This window comes from Streptomyces sp. NPDC048523, from assembly GCF_043199815.1.
Classification (GTDB): domain Bacteria; phylum Actinomycetota; class Actinomycetes; order Streptomycetales; family Streptomycetaceae; genus Streptomyces.
This window is the reverse complement of the sequence record NZ_JBICWQ010000009.1, coordinates 70,185-86,227: the sequence shown is the minus strand read 5'-3', so window position 1 is coordinate 86,227 and position 16,043 is coordinate 70,185. Positions and strand designations below refer to the sequence as shown.

Annotated in this window: 14 protein-coding genes; 2 read left to right on the top strand and 12 right to left on the bottom strand. The window is 70.8% G+C overall.

Features of this window, described 5'->3' with window-relative positions; translation table 11 throughout:
* Positions 1-41: 41 nt before the first annotated feature.
* From trmD to proS, 6 genes are all read right to left on the bottom strand, one after another.
* Complete coding sequence (gene trmD / locus ACGFWE_RS35920; protein WP_352389427.1) at positions 42-875, bottom strand: tRNA (guanosine(37)-N1)-methyltransferase TrmD; 834 nt, start codon at positions 873-875, stop codon at positions 42-44.
* On the bottom strand, positions 875-1,462 hold the full coding sequence (rimM, locus tag ACGFWE_RS35915; protein WP_393604295.1) for a ribosome maturation factor RimM: 588 nt from the start codon (positions 1,460-1,462) through the stop codon (positions 875-877). Before rimM ends, trmD begins: the two co-directional genes overlap by 1 nt.
* 83 nt (positions 1,463-1,545) lie before the next feature.
* A complete protein-coding gene (locus ACGFWE_RS35910) occupies positions 1,546-1,785 on the bottom strand; it encodes an RNA-binding protein (protein ID WP_005479813.1) in 240 nt (79 codons plus the stop codon).
* 2 nt (positions 1,786-1,787) lie between these two features.
* The gene (gene rpsP, locus ACGFWE_RS35905) at positions 1,788-2,207 is read right to left on the bottom strand and encodes a 30S ribosomal protein S16 (RefSeq protein WP_352389425.1); all 420 of its coding nucleotides are present in this window, start codon (positions 2,205-2,207) and stop codon (positions 1,788-1,790) included.
* A 252-nt stretch (positions 2,208-2,459) separates the two neighbouring features.
* Entirely contained in the window at positions 2,460-3,062 is a 603-nt protein-coding gene (locus ACGFWE_RS35900; RefSeq protein WP_125189668.1) for a hypothetical protein, read from the bottom strand.
* 260 nt (positions 3,063-3,322) lie between these two features.
* Positions 3,323-4,738 (bottom strand): proline--tRNA ligase, encoded by a 1,416-nt coding sequence (gene proS / locus ACGFWE_RS35895; protein WP_393604292.1) that lies wholly within the window; start codon positions 4,736-4,738, stop codon positions 3,323-3,325.
* 199 nt (positions 4,739-4,937) lie between these two features.
* Here proS and ACGFWE_RS35890 point away from each other — a divergent pair, with 199 nt between their 5' ends.
* A complete protein-coding gene (locus ACGFWE_RS35890; protein ID WP_393604291.1) occupies positions 4,938-5,795 on the top strand; it encodes an SAM-dependent methyltransferase in 858 nt (285 codons plus the stop codon).
* Between the two features lie 78 nt (positions 5,796-5,873).
* Here the strand turns inward: ACGFWE_RS35890 and ffh are convergent, their stop codons facing one another.
* From ffh to ACGFWE_RS35865, 5 genes are all read right to left on the bottom strand, one after another.
* On the bottom strand, positions 5,874-7,427 hold the full coding sequence (gene ffh, locus ACGFWE_RS35885; protein WP_393604289.1) for a signal recognition particle protein: 1,554 nt from the start codon (positions 7,425-7,427) through the stop codon (positions 5,874-5,876).
* 84 nt (positions 7,428-7,511) lie between these two features.
* Complete coding sequence (locus ACGFWE_RS35880; RefSeq protein ID WP_393604287.1) at positions 7,512-9,965, bottom strand: [protein-PII] uridylyltransferase; 2,454 nt, start codon at positions 9,963-9,965, stop codon at positions 7,512-7,514.
* A gap of 26 nt (positions 9,966-9,991) precedes the next feature.
* Positions 9,992-10,330 carry a P-II family nitrogen regulator gene (locus ACGFWE_RS35875; RefSeq protein WP_003997576.1) on the bottom strand — a complete coding sequence of 113 codons (339 nt, stop codon included), beginning with the start codon at positions 10,328-10,330 and terminating at the stop codon, positions 9,992-9,994.
* The gene (locus tag ACGFWE_RS35870) at positions 10,327-11,658 is read right to left on the bottom strand and encodes an ammonium transporter (RefSeq protein ID WP_352389420.1); all 1,332 of its coding nucleotides are present in this window, start codon (positions 11,656-11,658) and stop codon (positions 10,327-10,329) included. The genes ACGFWE_RS35875 and ACGFWE_RS35870 overlap by 4 nt, the downstream gene beginning before the upstream one ends.
* Positions 11,659-11,971: 313 nt before the next feature.
* Positions 11,972-13,477, bottom strand: a complete 1,506-nt coding sequence (locus ACGFWE_RS35865; RefSeq protein ID WP_393604285.1) for a hypothetical protein — start codon at positions 13,475-13,477, stop codon at positions 11,972-11,974.
* 433 nt (positions 13,478-13,910) lie between these two features.
* Between ACGFWE_RS35865 and ACGFWE_RS35860 the strand changes: the two genes are divergently transcribed.
* Positions 13,911-14,567 (top strand): bifunctional DNA primase/polymerase, encoded by a 657-nt coding sequence (locus tag ACGFWE_RS35860; protein WP_393604283.1) that lies wholly within the window; start codon positions 13,911-13,913, stop codon positions 14,565-14,567.
* A gap of 91 nt (positions 14,568-14,658) precedes the next feature.
* Here the strand turns inward: ACGFWE_RS35860 and ftsY are convergent, their stop codons facing one another.
* On the bottom strand, positions 14,659-15,852 hold the full coding sequence (gene ftsY / locus ACGFWE_RS35855; protein ID WP_352389417.1) for a signal recognition particle-docking protein FtsY: 1,194 nt from the start codon (positions 15,850-15,852) through the stop codon (positions 14,659-14,661).
* Between the last annotated feature and the right edge of the window lie 191 nt (positions 15,853-16,043).

Here is a 16,043-nt window from a genome sequence, read left to right as displayed (position 1 = left end):
CCTGTGGCAGGGGCGCACGCCGGACGACGCACAACAGGGGCCTATTCTTCCACGGCTTGTGGCCTGCGCCAAAATCGTCCGTACGGCTCCCCCGCCGGGTCCGGCGCCCAGCCCAGGATGGAGAGCATCTCGCGGTCCTTCTTGTTGAAGGCCGCCGGGTCGCAGCGCTCGATCAGGTCGGGCCGGTTGGCCGCCGTACGCCTGAGCGCCTCGTCGCGGCGCCAGCGGGCGATCTTGCCGTGGTGCCCGCTGAGCAGGACGTCCGGGATGCCTCGGCCGCGCCACTCGGGCGGCTTGGTGTAGACGGGGCCTTCGAGCAGGTTCGCCATGGCTCCGGGCGCGAAGGAGTCGTCCCGGTGCGACTCGGCGTTGCCGAGGACGCCGGGCAGCAGCCGGGCCACCGCCTCGGTGATCACGAGTACGGCCGCTTCGCCGCCGGCGAGGACGTAGTCGCCGATGGACACCTCGTGGACGGGCATCCTCGTGGCGTACTCGTCGATCACCCGGCGGTCGATGCCCTCGTAGCGCGCGGGCGTGAAGATCAGCCAGGGGCGCTCGGAGAGTTCCACGGCGAGTTCCTGGGTGAAGGGACGGCCGCTGGGCGTGGGGACGATGAGGGCGGGCGCGTGCGAGCCCGTCTCGTAGCCGTCCGCCAGCACGGAGTCCAGCGCGTCCCCCCAGGGGTCGGTCTTCATGACCATGCCCGGGCCGCCGCCGTACGGGGTGTCGTCGACGGTGTTGTGACGGTCGTACGTCCACGCGCGCAGATCGTGGACATGCACGTTCAGCTGCCCACGCGCGCGTGCCTTGCCGACCAGGGAGACGTTGAGGGGGTCGAGGTACTCGGGGAAGATCGTGACGACGTCGAGCCGCATCAGGACGCGTCCTCGGAGTCCTGCGCGTCCTCGGAGTCCTGAGAGTCCTCGGAGTCCCGGGAGGACGCGATCTCGGCGCGGTCGTCGATCAGCCCGGGCGGTGGTGTGATGACCGCCTTCTGCTCCGCCAGGTCGATCTCGGCGACGATCTCCTCGACGAACGGGATCAGCACCTCGCTGCCGTCGGGCCGCTCGACGATGAAGAGGTCCTGGGAGGGCAGGTGCGAGATCTCGGTGATCCGGCCGACCTCGACGCCGTCCGCGGTGACCACGTCGAGGTCCATCAGCTGATGGTCGTAGTACTCGTCCTCCTCCTCCGGCAGCTCCTCGGGATCGACCTCGGCGATCAGGAGGGTGTTGCGGAGGGCCTCGGCGGCGCTGCGGTCCTTCACGCCCTCGAAGCGCAGGAGGAGACGGCCGCTGTGGACGCGGCCGGCCTCGATGGTGAGGGGTCCCGTGGAGGCCGGGTCGGTGGCCAGGACGGCGCCGGGGGCGAGCCTGAGTTCGGGCTCGTCGGTTCGTACCTCGACGGTGACGTCGCCCTTGATGCCGTGGGCGCGGCCGATCCGTGCGACTACCAGCTGCACTGTGCTTGCTCTCCTGTCATACGACTACGGGCCGGGGACGGCCCGATGGCCCTCCCCGGCCCGAGCCGGTGCTGCGTTTGACGTCAGCGGACGTGGTCGACGTCGACGAGGTCGACGCGGACACCGCGGCCGCCGATGGCGCCCACGACGGTCCGCAGGGCGCGTGCGGTGCGGCCGTTGCGGCCGATCACCTTGCCGAGGTCGTCGGGGTGGACCCGGACCTCCAGCACTCGCCCGCGGCGCAGGTCGCGCGAGGCGACCTGCACATCGTCAGGGTTGTCGACGATGCCCTTCACGAGGTGCTCGAGAGCCTCCTCGAGCATGCTCAGGCCTCGGTCGACCCGGACTCGGCCGCGGCCTCGTCCTTCTTCTCAGCCTTCTTCTTCTGGGTGATGGCCTCACCCTTGCCCTCGTCGTCGCCACCGAGGGCCTCGAACGAGGGACGCGCGGCCTTCTCGGCCGGCTGGAGCAGCGGAGCCGGGGCGGGCTCGCCCTTGAACTTCTGCCAGTCGCCGGTCTTCTTCAGAATGGCGAGCACGGGCTCGGTCGGCTGCGCGCCGACACCCAGCCAGTACTGCGCGCGCTCCGAGTCGACCTCGATGCGCGAGGGGTTCTGCACCGGGTGGTACAGGCCGATCTCCTCGATCGCACGGCCGTCACGACGGGTGCGGGAGTCGGCGACGACGATGCGGTAGTGAGGCGAACGGATCTTGCCCAGACGCTTCAGCTTGATCTTGACTGCCACGGGAGTGGGTTCTCCTGGAATTGACGTGGTTGGGCACGGCGAGACGGCCGCGTGGGGTTGCGGTACCCGAGTGCCCGATGGACGCGTCAGCCGGAGGCGAGAGGGTTCCTGTGCGGCTGTCGAGTACAGCTAGCCATTGTGCCACACCCTGGAGCTCCCGTCGGACCGAGGCCGCGCACGAGCATGCCTGAGGGGCACCCGGCACTCCGGGTGCCCCCGGGCAGGACCGCGGCTGCCACGAGCAGCCGGGTCTCAGCTCGCCGCCGCGCCCACGATGTCGGGAATGCGGAACGGCTTCCCGCAGCCCCCGCAGACGATCGGCGCCTGGGCCAGGACGGAGGGGACGACCCGCACATTGCGGCCGCAGTCGCAGACCGCCTTGACCCGGACCCCGCCTCCGGAAGAGCCGTGACGCGCCGCCGGACCCCGGAAGGAGCGGGCGGTGTCGGCGGAGGTCGCCGCCGTGTGGGCCTTGAGGGCGCGCTGGAGCCGCTCGATGGTCGGGCGGTACCGGCGCTTTGCCTCGGGGGTGAGCGTGACCAGGGAGAAGCCGCTGCTCGGATGCGGTTCCTCGGGGTGGTCCAGGCCCATCTCCTCGGCGATCGCGAGAAATCTGCGGTTGTGGTAGCGGCCGGCGCGGGAGGTGTCGCGGATGCCTCGCGCGGCGGCGATGCCGTGGACTGCCTCGTGAAGCAGTCGCTCGAAGGAGAGCTCGTGACCGCACGCGGACGACGACTCCCCGATCAGGGACTCTGGCGCGGCAAGGTCCGGCAGTTCGGGGTGGTACCGCTGAATGTCGGCCCACGCCTCTGCCAGCTCTGCGGCGAGTACAGGTGGTGTCTGTGTCGTGCTCACGTAATGACAACGAGCCAGGGTGCCGCTGTGTTCCTATTCCGGGGCATCCCAAATAATTTGCACGTACCCGTCAGTTGCGACTGATGCGTGGAGACGAGGGCGGGTGCGCTGATCTGCGGAGAAGCCTCACAGCTCGCCACAAGGTGGTGCGTAGTGTGAGGTACGCCCCGGCGCGTAGATCGTGTCCACGCGCCGGTGCGAGTGTGATCCGCGGGTGCGCAAGAGGCGTTTCGGTCGCTCTCGCACCGGAAGGCGCTGCCTCAGTAAGCGCGTGCGACAACTGCGACGTTACCGGGGGCGTCGTCGGTTCCCGGCACCGACCCGTCCTCGGCGACCAGACAGCGTACGGTCACCGCGTGCTCGGCCAGCCTGGCCTCGCCGTCTTCGCCGAGAGTGGCCCACGGGATCCGGGCCCAGCCGCCGGCGACGGCGGCCTCGACGGCTTCGTCGAACGTCGACACGTCGGCCGTGCGGGACTCGCGGCGCTCGCGGGACTGGGCCAGCAGCAGCGCCTGGTCCTCCTCCAGGACGGCCGGGAGCAGTCGTACGAGATCGTCGACGGCGACCGCCTCCTTGCCTCCCGGAATGCGGCGGGCCACCATCGCGGTGCCGCTCTCCAGGTCACGGGGCCCGATCTCGACGCGGATCGGCACGCCCTTGAGCTCCCAGTCGACCGCGCGGCGGCCGAAGGGGGTGTCGGTGCGGTCGTCGACGTGGACGCGCAGCCCCGCCGCCTTCAGCCGGTCGCCGATGTCGCGGACCTTGGCCAGAACCGGTTCGTCCCCCTTGATGGCGAGCACGACGACCTGGGTCTGCGCGAGCCGCGGCGGGACACGCAGGCCGTTGTCGTCGCCGTGCATCATCACCAGGGCGCCGATCATGCGGGTGGTGGAGCCCCAGGAGGTCTGCCAGACGAGTTCCTGGGTGCCGTCCTTCGAGAGGTACGAGGTGTTGAAGGCCTTGGCGAAGTTCTGGCCCAGCTCGTGGCTGGTCGCCATCTGGAGGGCCTTGCCGTCGCCCATCATGCCTTCGAGCGTGAGGGTGTTGACGGCGCCGGCGAAGCGCTCCTTGACGGTCTTGCGGCCGGCGACGACGTCTATGGCGAGGACGTCGGTCATGAAGTCCTCGTAGACCTGCCGGTGGATGTGCGAGGCGAACTCGCGCGCGTCCTGTTCAGTGGCGTGCGCGGTGTGGCCCTCCTGCCACAGGAACTCCGTCGTGCGCAGGAAGAGCCGGGGCCGGAGTTCCCAACGCACCACGTTGGCCCACTGGTTGATCAGCAGGGGCAGGTCGCGGTAGCTCTGCACCCACTTCGAGAAGTAGTCGTTGACGATCATCTCGGAGGTGGGGCGGACGACCGCGGGCTCCTCCAGCTCCTTGCCGCCGCCGTGGGTGACGACCGCGAGCTCGGGCGCGAACCCCTCGACGTGGTCGGCCTCACGGGTGAGGTACGACTGCGGGATCAGCAGCGGGAAGTACGCGTTCTGCGTCCCCGTCGCCTTGATCCGGGCGTCCATCTCGGCCTGCATCCGCTCCCACAGCCCGTACCCGTACGGTCGGATGACCATGGTGCCGCGCACCGGACCGTTGTCGGCCAGTTCGGCCTTGCCGACCAGATCCTGGTACCAGCGCGGGAAGTCGTCCGCCCGGGGTGTGAGAACAGGTGCCTTTGCCATGGCGCGATGGTACGGGCGCACGTTGCCGGGATGTGAATTCTTTTCCCCGGCACATGCCAACCAGCAACAGGGCCCTTCTGCCTCTGGACGCGCGGTCGAGTGCGGAGTTACCTGGCATACGGGGGAAGTGCGAGCGCACGTCACGGGGGCCACGGAATCGGGCACAGAGTCAACTCTCGGCGGATTGGGGCGCTTATCCATGACACCTACGCTCGTGCGGCAGCACCTGCCCTCGGCGGGACACACCTTCCGTGCGGACCTCGGTGCACGCGCGCGTGACTGGTCCGAGATCCAGGAGCGGATGCTGGTTCCGCTGTACGAGGCCGTCTACGAGCGACTGGAAGTGGGCCCCGCGACGCGGCTGTTGGGCCTTGGCTGCGGCAGCGGGCTCGCGCTGTTAATGGCCACCTCCCGGGGCGCCGCGGTCGCCGGGGTCGAGGCCTCCTCCCCCGAACGGCTGGCGCTCGCACGGGAGCGGCTGCTGCCGGAGGCCCGGGGCACGCGCGCGGGGGCAGGCACCAGGCTCGTCGAGGGAGCGCCCGGGGACGCCGCCGACGACGGGACCGCCCCGTACACCCTCGTGACCGCCTTCGAGCCGATCGGGGGTCTCGCGGGCGACTCGGAGGGCCTCGGTGAGCTTCTCGGCTCGGCGACTCCGCTCGCCGAGCGGGGGGCGCCCGTGGCGCTCGTCGGCTGGGGTCCGCCGGAAAGGTGCGCCACGTCGTCCGTGCTTCGGGTGGCCACCAAGCTGGCGGATCCGCTGCGGGGCACGGGCAGTTGGCGTCCGGCCCGGCGTGACGACCTGGAGGAGGTCGCCCAGCGGGCCGGCCTGCGGCCCGACGGCTCGGGGCGGGTGTCCTGCCCCTTCGGCTACGCCGACCTCGGCAGCGCGCTCAAGGGCCTGCTGTCGACCGGGCTCTTCGACGCGGCCATCGAGGCGACCGACCGGGCCCAGGTGGACAAGGAGGTCACGGAAGCCCTGCATCCGTACCAGCGCCGGGACGGCACGGTATGGATGCCGAACGTCTTCCGGTACCTGGTCGCACGGGTGCCCTAGCCGCCGGCTTCCTCGCCGCGCCGGGTGACCTGCGGCGGTATGTCGCCGTCGGTCACGCCGGCACACGCACAGGCGCGCTCAGCCCATGAACTTCTTGAACTCGTCCGGCAGTTCGAAGTCCTGCGGGACCTGCTGACCGGGTACGCCGAAGGCGCCTCCGCCCTGAGCGCCCGCGGCCTTGCGCGCGGCCTCCTCGGCCTCCTGCTGCTTGCGCTTCATGGGGTTGCCCGAGCGCTGCTTGCCCTTGGCCTTCTTCTGCTGCTTCTTGGCGCGGCCGGGGCCGCCGCCCATGCCCGGCATCCCGGGCATACCCGGCATCCCGCCGCCCTGAGCCATGCGCGACATCATCTTGCGGGCCTCGAAGAACCGCTCGACGAGGTTCTTGACCGCGCTGACCTCGACGCCGGAACCCTTGGCGATACGGGCACGGCGCGAGCCGTTGATGATCGTGGCGTCGGCGCGCTCGGCCGGGGTCATCGACTTGATGATGGCGGCCGTGCGGTCGACGTCCCGCTCGTCGAGGTTGTTGATCCGGTCCTTGATCTGGCCCATGCCCGGGAGCATGCCGAGCAGCTTGGAGATGCTGCCCATCTTGCGGACCTGCTCCATCTGGGCCAGGAAGTCGTCCAGGGTGAAGTCCTGGCCCTTCTTGGACGCCAGCTTGGAGGCCATCTTCTCGGCCTCTTCCTGGCTGAACGTCTTCTCCGCCTGCTCGATCAGGGTGAGCAGGTCACCCATGTCGAGGATGCGGGAGGCCATCCGGTCAGGGTGGAAGGCGTCGAAGTCCTCGAGCTTCTCGCCGTTCGACGCGAACATGATCGGCTTGCCGGTGATCTGCCGGATCGACAGGGCCGCACCACCGCGGGCGTCACCGTCGAGCTTGGAGAGCACCACGCCGTCGAAGCCGACGCCGTCGCGGAAGGACTCGGCGGTGTTGACCGCGTCCTGGCCGATCATCGCGTCGACGACGAAGAGGATCTCGTCCGGCGAGACCGCGTCGCGGATGTCCGCGGCCTGCTGCATCAGTTCCTGGTCGATACCGAGACGGCCGGCGGTGTCCACGATCACGATGTCGTGGACCTTGGACTTCGCGAAGTCGATGGAGTCCTTGGCGACCTTGACCGGGTCACCGACGCCGTTGCCCGGCTCGGGGGCGTAGACCGCGACACCGGCGCGCTCGGCGACGACGCTGAGCTGGTTGACGGCGTTGGGGCGCTGGAGGTCGGCGGCGACCAGGAGGGGCGAGTGGCCCTGCTCCTTCAGCCAGTGGCCGAGCTTGCCCGCGAGGGTGGTCTTACCGGCACCCTGGAGACCCGCAAGCATGATCACGGTGGGCGGGTTCTTGGCGAACCGCAGCCGCCGGGTCTCGCCGCCGAGGATCGTGACGAGCTCCTCGTTCACGATCTTCAGGACCTGCTGGGCGGGGTTCAGCGCCCGGGAGACGTCGGCGCCGAGGGCACGCTCCTTGACGTTCTTGATGAACGTCCGGACGACCGGCAGGGCCACGTCCGCCTCGAGGAGCGCGATCCGGATCTCGCGCGCGGTGGCGTCGATGTCCGCCTCGGAGAGCCGTCCCTTGCCGCGCAGGTTCTTGAAAGTCGCTGAGAGGCGATCGGAAAGAGTATCGAACACGGCGCTCGCGGTCCTCGGGGTCGGTGGCAGCTGGGAATCGCCCTCCAGGGTATCCCGGCGACACACGTTGCCGGGATCCCCCGGTCAGCCCCGCAGGGTCTCCTCCAGCTTCCGGGCCACGGAAGCCGCTTCTCCGGCCCCGAGCGGGGCGCCCTTGCCGTCGGTGACGTAGAAGGCGTCCACCGCGTTGGCGCCCAGCGTCGACACGTGCGCGCTGCGCATCCGCACCCCGGCGTCCTCCAGGGCGCGTCCGATGCGGAACAGCAGTCCCGGGGCGTCCTGGGCGCGCACCTCGATCACCGTGGCGTGCCGGGAGGCCGCCGGAGCGACCGTCACGCGGGCGGCGGGCGCGACGACACCGCGGCGCCTCGGATAGGCGGCGTCCCGCTCGGCCAGGCGCCCGGCGACGTCCAGCGAGCCGTCCAGGGCCCGTACGAGATCGGCGCGCAGCCGGGCCGCCTGGGGCAGCGAGCCGTACTGGGCGGCGACCCGCCAGTTCAGCAGGAGCACGGCACCCTCGACGCCGTCGGGCAGGTCCTGGGTGCTCAGCTCCGCGGTGCGGACGGTCAGCCGGTGCACGGCCAGTACTCCGGCGACCGCGGGCAGCACGCCCGGCTGGTCCGGTACGGCGATCACGAGCTCCACGCCGAGCGGCTCGGGATCCCCGGCCGGCTGGTCCTCCGGGAGAGCGGGCGGCTCGGTCTGCGCGCGCAGGGACAGCACCGGGCCGCCCGTCGCGATCGCCTCGATGGCCAGCCGCTCCTGTTCGGCGGTGGGCGCGGCCGCCTCGGGCTCGTCGGGCTCATCCCCGGCGAGCACCGCGGCCACCCGCTTGACCAGGTCGGCGACGAGCGAGCCCCGCCAGGACGACCAGGCGGCCGGTCCGGTGGCCAGGGCGTCGGCCTCGGTCAGCGCGTGCAGCAGCTCCAGCGTGCCCTGCGATCCGACCGCCTCGGCCACCGAGCGCAGGGTGGCCGGGTCCTCCAGGTCACGCCGTGTCGCGGTGTCCACGAGCAGCAGGTGGTGCCGTACGAGAGCGGCGAGTACGGCGACGTCGTCGCGGTCGAAGCCGATGCGCGCGGCGACGTCCTTGGCGATGATCTCGCCGGCCACCGAGTGGTCGCCGGGCCAGCCCTTGCCGATGTCGTGCAGCAGGGCGGCGACGAGCAGCAGGTCGGGGCGGTGGACGCGCCGGGTGAACTCCGAGGCACGGACCGCCGTCTCGATCAGGTGCCGGTCGACGGTCCAGATGTGCACGGCGTTGCGCTGGGGACGGCACCGCACCCGCTCCCAGTCGGGCAGCATCTGGGTGATCAGGCCCTCGGCCTCCAGGGCCTCCCAGACGTCGATGGTGGGCTGGCCCGAGCCGAGCAGGGTCACGAGCTGCTCGCGTGCCTCGGCGGGCCAGGGCGTGGGCAGGGGGCGCACTCCGGCCGCCATGCGCCGTACGGCGTGCAGGGAGAGCGGGAGTCCGGCCTGTGCGGCGGCGGCCGCGGCACGCAGCGGGAGCACGGGGTCGCGATCGGGGCGCGCGGCGCGGGCGAGCACCACCTCGCCGTCCTGCTCGACGACCCCCTCGGCCAGCGGCGACCTCTCGGCCACCGGCTTGCCGCCGCCGAGCATGGCGCGCAGCCGCGGCCGCACGGCACGCGACCTGAGCACGCGCCCCACCTCGCGCCAGGTGACGTCACTGGCATACGAGATGACCCGGGCGGCCTCGTAGACCTGCCGCAGCAGGGTGTCGGCGTCGAGCAGGCCGAGTTCGGCGGCGACCTGGTCCTGTTCCTGGAGGGCGAGCCGGTCGGTCGCGCGGCCCGTCGCCAGGTGCAGGGCGTCCCGGACGTCGAGCAGCCGGCGCCGGGCGTCGTCGAGGCCCTCGCGCGGGGCGTCGGCCAGCCAGGAGGCGGCGACGGCGCGCAGGGCGGTGGCGTCCCGGAGTCCGCCGCGGGCTTCCTTCAGGTCGGGTTCGAGAAGGTACTGCAGCTCGCCCTGGCGCTCGGCGCGCTCGGCGCACAGCTCCTGGAGCTCGGGCAGGCGCTTGGGCGCCTGGTTGCGCCAGTCGGCGAGGACGGCCGTACGCAGTCCCGCCGTCAGTCCCAGATCACCGGCGATGTGGCGGGCGTCCAGGAGGCCGAGCTGGACCTTCAGATCCTCCCCGGCCGTCTTGCGGGCCTCCGCGGGCGTGCGCACGGAGTGGTCGAGGGCGAGGCCGAGGTCCCACACGGGGTACCAGATGCGGTCGGCGAGTGCGGCGACCGCGCCCGAGTCGCTGCCGTCGTGCAGCAGGACCAGGTCCAGGTCACTGCGGGGCGACAGCTCGCCGCGGCCGTAGCCGCCGACGGCGATCAGGGAGACCCCGCGCAGCTGCTCGGCGCCCGCGCTGAACAGACCCGAGAGCCAGTCGTCCGTCAGTTTCGAGAGGGCGGAACGGCGCGGCGGCCCTGACCGCGCCTCCTCCTGGAGGAGGCGCAGCCGGGCCGCCGCATAGCCACTGGGTCCCGAGTCCTCTACGTCCTTGTGCACGTTCGTGCTCGTCACCCAGTAGCTCCTGTTCTGTTCTTCGGTCAGAGCGCGTCCGGGCCGCGCTCGCCCGTCCGGACCCGTACGGCGGTCTCGACGGGCAGGGACCAGACCTTGCCGTCACCGATCTTGCCGGTGCGGGCCGCCTTGACGATGACGTCGATCAGCTGCTCGGCGTCGTCGTCCTCCGCGAGGACCTCGATGCGGATCTTCGGGACCAGGTCCACGGTGTACTCGGCACCGCGGTAGACCTCGGTGTGGCCCCGCTGACGACCGTAACCGCTCGCCTCGGTGACCGTCAGGCCGTGGACCCCGAAGGCCTGGAGGGCTTCCTTGATCTCGTCGAGCCGGTGCGGCTTGACGACGGCGGTGATGAGCTTCATGCGTCCACCTTCTTGGACTCAGAGGCGGGCGGGGTCGGCACGGCGCTGCGGTCGTAACCACCGCCGGCGCCGCTGAAGTCGTATGCGGTCTCGGCGTGCTCGGCCTGGTCGATGCCCGAGACCTCCTCGTCCTCGTCGACCCGCATGCCGATCGTCTTGTCGAGCAGGAAGGCGAGGATCGCGGAGGCGATCAGGGAGTAGGCGAGGACCGCGAAGACACCGGCGCACTGCTTCCAGAGCTGGTCCGCGTTGCCGCCGTAGAACAGGCCCTTGACGTCGGACTGGCCCTTGCCGCTGGCGAAGAAGCCGATCAGCAGGGAGCCGATGATGCCGCCGACCATGTGGACACCGACGACGTCCAGGGAGTCGTCGTAGTTGAAGCGGTACTTCAGGCCGACGGCCGCGGCGCAGGCGACACCGGCGATGGCGCCGATGCAGATCGCGCCGATCGGGGTGATCGCACCACCGGAGGGGGTGATGGCGACCAGACCGGCGACCGCGCCGGAGGCGGCGCCCAGCGTGGTGAACGCGCCGTGGCGGATCTTCTCGTAGATGAGCCAGGCGAGCATCGCGGCCGCGGTGGCGATCTGCGTGTTGACGAACATCAGCGAGCCGACGCCGTCGTCGTTGCCGAGCCACGAGCCGGCGTTGAAGCCGAACCAGCCGAACCACAGCAGGCCCGCGCCGAGCATGACCAGCGGAAGGCTGTGCGGGCGCATCGGGTCGCGCTTGAAGCCGACGCGCTTGCCGATGACCAGGATCACACCGAGTGCCGCGGCACCCGCGTTGATGTGGACCGCGGTACCACCGGCGAAGTCGATCACACCGAGCTCGAAGGCCCAGCCGCCGGTGCCCCAGACCCAGTGGGCGACCGGGAAGTACACGACCGTCGCCCACAGCGCGACGAAGAGCGCCCAGGCGGAGAACTTCACGCGGTCGGCGAGCGCACCGCTTATCAGGGCCGGCGTGATGATCGCGAACATCATCTGGAAGACGGCGAAGGCGAGAACCGGGATCGTATATCCGGACCAGATGTCGCCCTTGTCGATGCCGGTCCATCCGAAGAAGTCGGATTCCCAGCCGATGAGCGAACCGTGGTCCGTACCGAACGCCATGGAGAAGCCGTACAGCACCCACAGGATCGTGACGATACCCATGCTGATGAAGCTCATCATCAGCATGTTGAGGGTGCTCTTGACGCGGACCATGCCTCCGTAGAAGAAGGCGAGGCCCGGGGTCATGACCAGCACCAGGGCGGAACAGATCAACATGAAGCCTGTGTTGGCCACAGACAGCTTGTCTGCGGCGAGCGTGATGGCTGGTGCCATCGGCGTCTCCTCGTCGTAGGTACGGCCCCGTGCGGGCGAAGCCAGAGCGGATTGAGGGGTGGGCCGGTTATGCGCCATGAGATTGGCGCAGCGCGGTTTCGGCGGAAGCCCCTCGTTGTTTCGCCGCCGTGACGAAGACGCCTCGTGTGTTACGCGTCGATGAACTGGCAGATATGAGCCGCGCCGATCGTTATCGTGGCGCAACCTTCGGAGAAGGCGTAAAACCGGCCGCGGTCGGCCTTCCGATGACCTGGCATGGGGGAGCCGAGTCGGGCAGTTCGGGAGGGCCGGCCGCGGCCGGGGTTCAAGGGATTCAGACGGCTTCCGCGGTCTCCGGGAGTTCGACGGCGAGCTTGTCGGTGAGGTCCACGACCTCGGCGAGATCACCGAAATCGCGTACGGCCGTGTCGACCGTCTTTCGAATACGAGTGTTGACGCGCTCGGACCGGACCTTCTTGGCGATGTGCATGGCCTGTTCCACCAGTACGGTGCTCTGTTCGGGCTCCCGCCGCAGCAGGTGCACCGTGGCCATGCCGACGAGATTGAGTGCGTACGACCGCTGGTGCTCGCCGTCGTCGGAGAAGAGCTCCACCGCCCGCCGCATGAGGGGCTCGGCCAGGGAGGCGTAGGTCGGGCTGCGACCGGCGACGTAGGCCAGGTCGCGGTAGGAGTGGGAGTTCTCGCCGTACAGCTCCGCCTCGGAGAAGAAGCGGATCCAGTCGGGGTCGGGCTCGTCCCACTCGTCGGCGTCGGCGAAGGTGTCCTCGGCCATCCGGACCGCCCGCTTGCACTTGCCGGGCTGCCCCATGTTGGCGTAGGCGCGGGCCTCCATCGCATACAGCATGGACTGGGTGCGCGGGCTCGCGCAGTCCCGGCTGCCGTACTGCGCGAGGTGGATCAGTTCCAGGGCGTCCTCGGGCCGCCCGAGGTGGATCATCTGGCGGCTCATGCTGGACAGGACATAGGAGCCGAGCGGCTTGTCGCCGGCCTCCTTGGCGGCGTGCAGGGCGAGGACGAAGTACTTCTGGGCGGTGGGCTGGAGCCCCACGTCGTACGACATCCAGCCCGCGAGTTCGGCCAGCTCGGCGGCGACCTTGAACAGCTGGCGGGTGGTGGTTTCGGGCTGGGGCTCCTGGAGGAGGTCCGTCACCTCGTGCAGCTGACCGACGACCGCCTTGCGGCGCAGGCCGCCGCCGCACTGGGCGTCCCACTGGCGGAACATCACGGTCGTCGACTCGAGGAGGTCGAGCTCCGGCTTGGAGAGCCGGCCGGCGCGGCGGGACGCGGCGGGGTCGGGCTCCCGGTGCGGGGGGGCGGCGGGGCCGGGGACCAGCCAGCGCTGCATGGGCTCGATGAGGGACGGGCCCGCGGAGAGGGCCAGCGAGCTCCCGAGGAAGCCGCGCCGCGCCAGCATGAGGTCGCTGCGCGAGAACTCGCTGAGCAGGGCCACGGTCTGCGGGCCCGTCCAGGGCAGGTCGACCCCGGTCGTGGACGGTGACTGGCGGGCGGCGCGCAGTCCGAGGTCCTCGACGGAGACGACGCATCCGAACCGCTCGGAGAACAGCTCGGAAAGGATCTTGGGGATGGGTTCACGGGGGTTCTCGCCGTCCAGCCAGCGGCGCACCCGCGAGGTGTCGGTGGAGATGTGGTTGGCGCCCAACTGGCGGGCCCTGCGGTTGACCTGACGGGCGAGCTCGCCCTTCGACCAGCCGCTGCGCACGAACCAGGAGGTGAGCAGCTCGTTGGGGCGCTTGTCGGCCGGGGAGGCGCTGTGCGCAGCACTCCCGGCGCCCGTCCCGCTTCCGCTGTTGCCGCCCACTGGAACGCCCCCACTTCTGAGACCACTTGTCGCCGAGTGCGCCAAGCCCTAACAGAATGCCGGTAAATGCGGCCGTTCGTCCGGCGGTTGTCAGCCTTCGAACGGGGAACCGACTTGCCTCCGGCATACCCGCAAGTGCATGCGCCCCCAGGACTCGTGCACTCACAGTAATCCTACGATCACGCGTCCAGCCACGGCGATCCCGGAAACGCCACCATTCGCCACCCCTTCGAATGAACTCACGGTCGCCTCCACACGATTCACTTGACATAGACCGAGCGGGATGGGCGGAGCGGTGCACTCAGGGGCGCACATGCCCCGACACACCACCCTGGGCGCTTCCGGGCGCCACCGTCACCCGGAAGAAGAAACGGAGAGTGACCGACCGCGTCCGTGGCGTAACCACCGGCGCGCTGAACCCGTTGGAGGGGGCATGGGCTTCACGATCGGCGGCATTCGGGAGATCCGTTCCGGTACGCGCAGGCGCGGCCGCTCCTCGGAGTGCACCGCCGTCGCGGAGTTCACCGGACTCTGGGGCTGGGACGTCGTCCCCGGCGCGCGTGCTTCGGCCGGCGCCTGCTCCTGCGGTCGCGCGGACTGCCGCCACCCCGGCGCCCACCCCCTGGACTTCGCGCCCCCGGTTCCGGCCGGGGCCACGCTCGACGAGGTGACCAAGGCGTGGTCCGAGTTTCCCGGCGCCTCGGTGATGCTGCCGGTCGGCCGCGCCTTCGACGTCATCGAGGTCGCCGAGCCGGCCGGGCGCCGCGCCCTGGTCCGCCTGGAGCGCATGGGTCTGCCCCTCGGCCCGGTCACCGCGACCCCCGAGGGCCGCGCCCAGTTCTTCGTCGCCCCGGGCGCCGCGTCCGACCTGGCCGCACTCCTCTACCGCATGGGCTGGGACGACACCGCCTCCCTCGACCTGCGTGGCCTGGGTCCCGGCACGTACGTCACGGCTCCGCCGTCGGACCGGGGCGGCCTGGGGCCGGCGCAGTGGCTGCGGCCGCCGTCCTTGGACACGGCGACGCAACCACCGGCGGCCCGTCTGCTGCTGGGCACGCTGGCTTACGTGGCACACCGGTCACGGGCGTAGGGCTTACAGAGCAGGACGTACGGCGTACACAGCGAAGCGCCCGCTCCCGACTGCACCTCGGGGGCGGGCGCTTCTTCGCGCGTACGGTTCCTCACTCGCCGATCAGCGCGTCCACGAACGCTTCCGGCTCGAACGGCGCCAGGTCGTCGGCACCCTCTCCGAGGCCGATCAGCTTGACCGGCACGCCCAGTTCACGCTGGACCGCGACCACGATGCCGCCCTTGGCCGTGCCGTCGAGCTTGGTCAGGACGATGCCGGTGATGTCGACGACCTCGGCGAAGACGCGGGCCTGCACCAGGCCGTTCTGCCCGGTGGTGGCGTCGAGGACCAGCAGCACCTCGTCGACCGGAGCGTGCTTCTCCACGACCCGCTTGACCTTGCCGAGCTCGTCCATGAGACCGGTCTTGGTGTGGAGGCGGCCCGCGGTGTCGATGAGGACCACGTCGACCCCCATCTCCTTGCCCTCCTTCACCGCGTCGAAGGCGACGGAGGCGGGGTCGCCGCCCTCGGGCCCGCGCACGGTGTGGGCGCCCACCCGCTCACCCCAGGTCTGGAGCTGGTCGGCGGCGGCGGCCCGGAAGGTGTCGGCGGCACCCAGGACGACACTGCGCCCGTCGGCCACGAGCACGCGCGCGAGCTTGCCGGTGGTGGTGGTCTTGCCGGTGCCGTTGACCCCGACGACCATCACGATGCCCGGCTTGCGCTCCTCGGGCTCGGTCTTCACCGAGCGGTCGACCTCGGTGCCGACCAGCTTGAGCAGCTCGCCGCGCAGCAGGCCGCGCAGTTCGTCAGGGGTCCGGGTGCCCAGCACCTTCACCCGCTCGCGCAGCCCGTCGACCAGTTCCTGGGTGGGGGCCACACCGACGTCGGCGGTGAGGAGGATGTCCTCGATCTCCTCCCAGGTGTCGTCGTCGAGGTGCTCGCGCGACAGGAGCGTGAGCAGCCCCTTGCCGAGGGCGTTCTGCGAGCGGGAGAGCCGGGAGCGCAGCCGGACCAGGCGTCCGGCGGTGGGCTCCGGGACTTCGAGCTCGGTCGGGGGGAGCTCTTCGATGACGGGCGGCGCCGAGCCGCCCGGGAGATCGACCTCCTCAATGGTCCGGCGCGGTTCGTCGCGCGGCGTCTCGGCCTCGTCGCCGACGTGCGGCTCGGCCGGAGGGGCGGTGATGTCGGGCGCGGCGGGAGGCGGCGGGGGCAGCGGCTTCTTGCGTCGGCTGCCGACGACGAGCCCGCCGAGGACACCGAGCACGACCACGGCGATGACTACAGCAAGGATGACGGTTTCCATAACCCACCCAGTATCGGCCATGGGCCACGGCCGGACCCAGCTCCAACGCGTGCCTGCGCGGCAGCGGCGAACTTCCTCCCCGCTTTCGCCGCCGTTCTCTCGCCGCTCGCGGTGCCCTCCCGGGCCCGGGCCGACACCCTTCGCCATGCACCCGGTCGCCCGCGCAGGCCTCCCCCTCCGTCCACGCGTTC

What these genes read in the sequence shown, in the direction of transcription:
- trmD (WP_352389427.1), bottom strand. Translation starts at nt 875, where the DNA reads ATGCGGCTCGACGTCGTCACGATCTTCCCCGAGTACCTCGACCCCCTC.
- ACGFWE_RS35910 (WP_005479813.1), bottom strand. Translation starts at nt 1,785, where the DNA reads ATGCTCGAGGAGGCTCTCGAGCACCTCGTGAAGGGCATCGTCGACAAC.
- proS (WP_393604292.1), bottom strand. Translation starts at nt 4,738, where the DNA reads ATGGCAAAGGCACCTGTTCTCACACCCCGGGCGGACGACTTCCCGCGC.
- ACGFWE_RS35890 (WP_393604291.1), top strand. Translation starts at nt 4,938, where the DNA reads ATGACACCTACGCTCGTGCGGCAGCACCTGCCCTCGGCGGGACACACC.
- ACGFWE_RS35875 (WP_003997576.1), bottom strand. Translation starts at nt 10,330, where the DNA reads ATGAAGCTCATCACCGCCGTCGTCAAGCCGCACCGGCTCGACGAGATC.
- ACGFWE_RS35870 (WP_352389420.1), bottom strand. Translation starts at nt 11,658, where the DNA reads ATGGCACCAGCCATCACGCTCGCCGCAGACAAGCTGTCTGTGGCCAAC.
- ACGFWE_RS35860 (WP_393604283.1), top strand. Translation starts at nt 13,911, where the DNA reads ATGGGCTTCACGATCGGCGGCATTCGGGAGATCCGTTCCGGTACGCGC.
- ftsY (WP_352389417.1), bottom strand. Translation starts at nt 15,852, where the DNA reads ATGGAAACCGTCATCCTTGCTGTAGTCATCGCCGTGGTCGTGCTCGGT.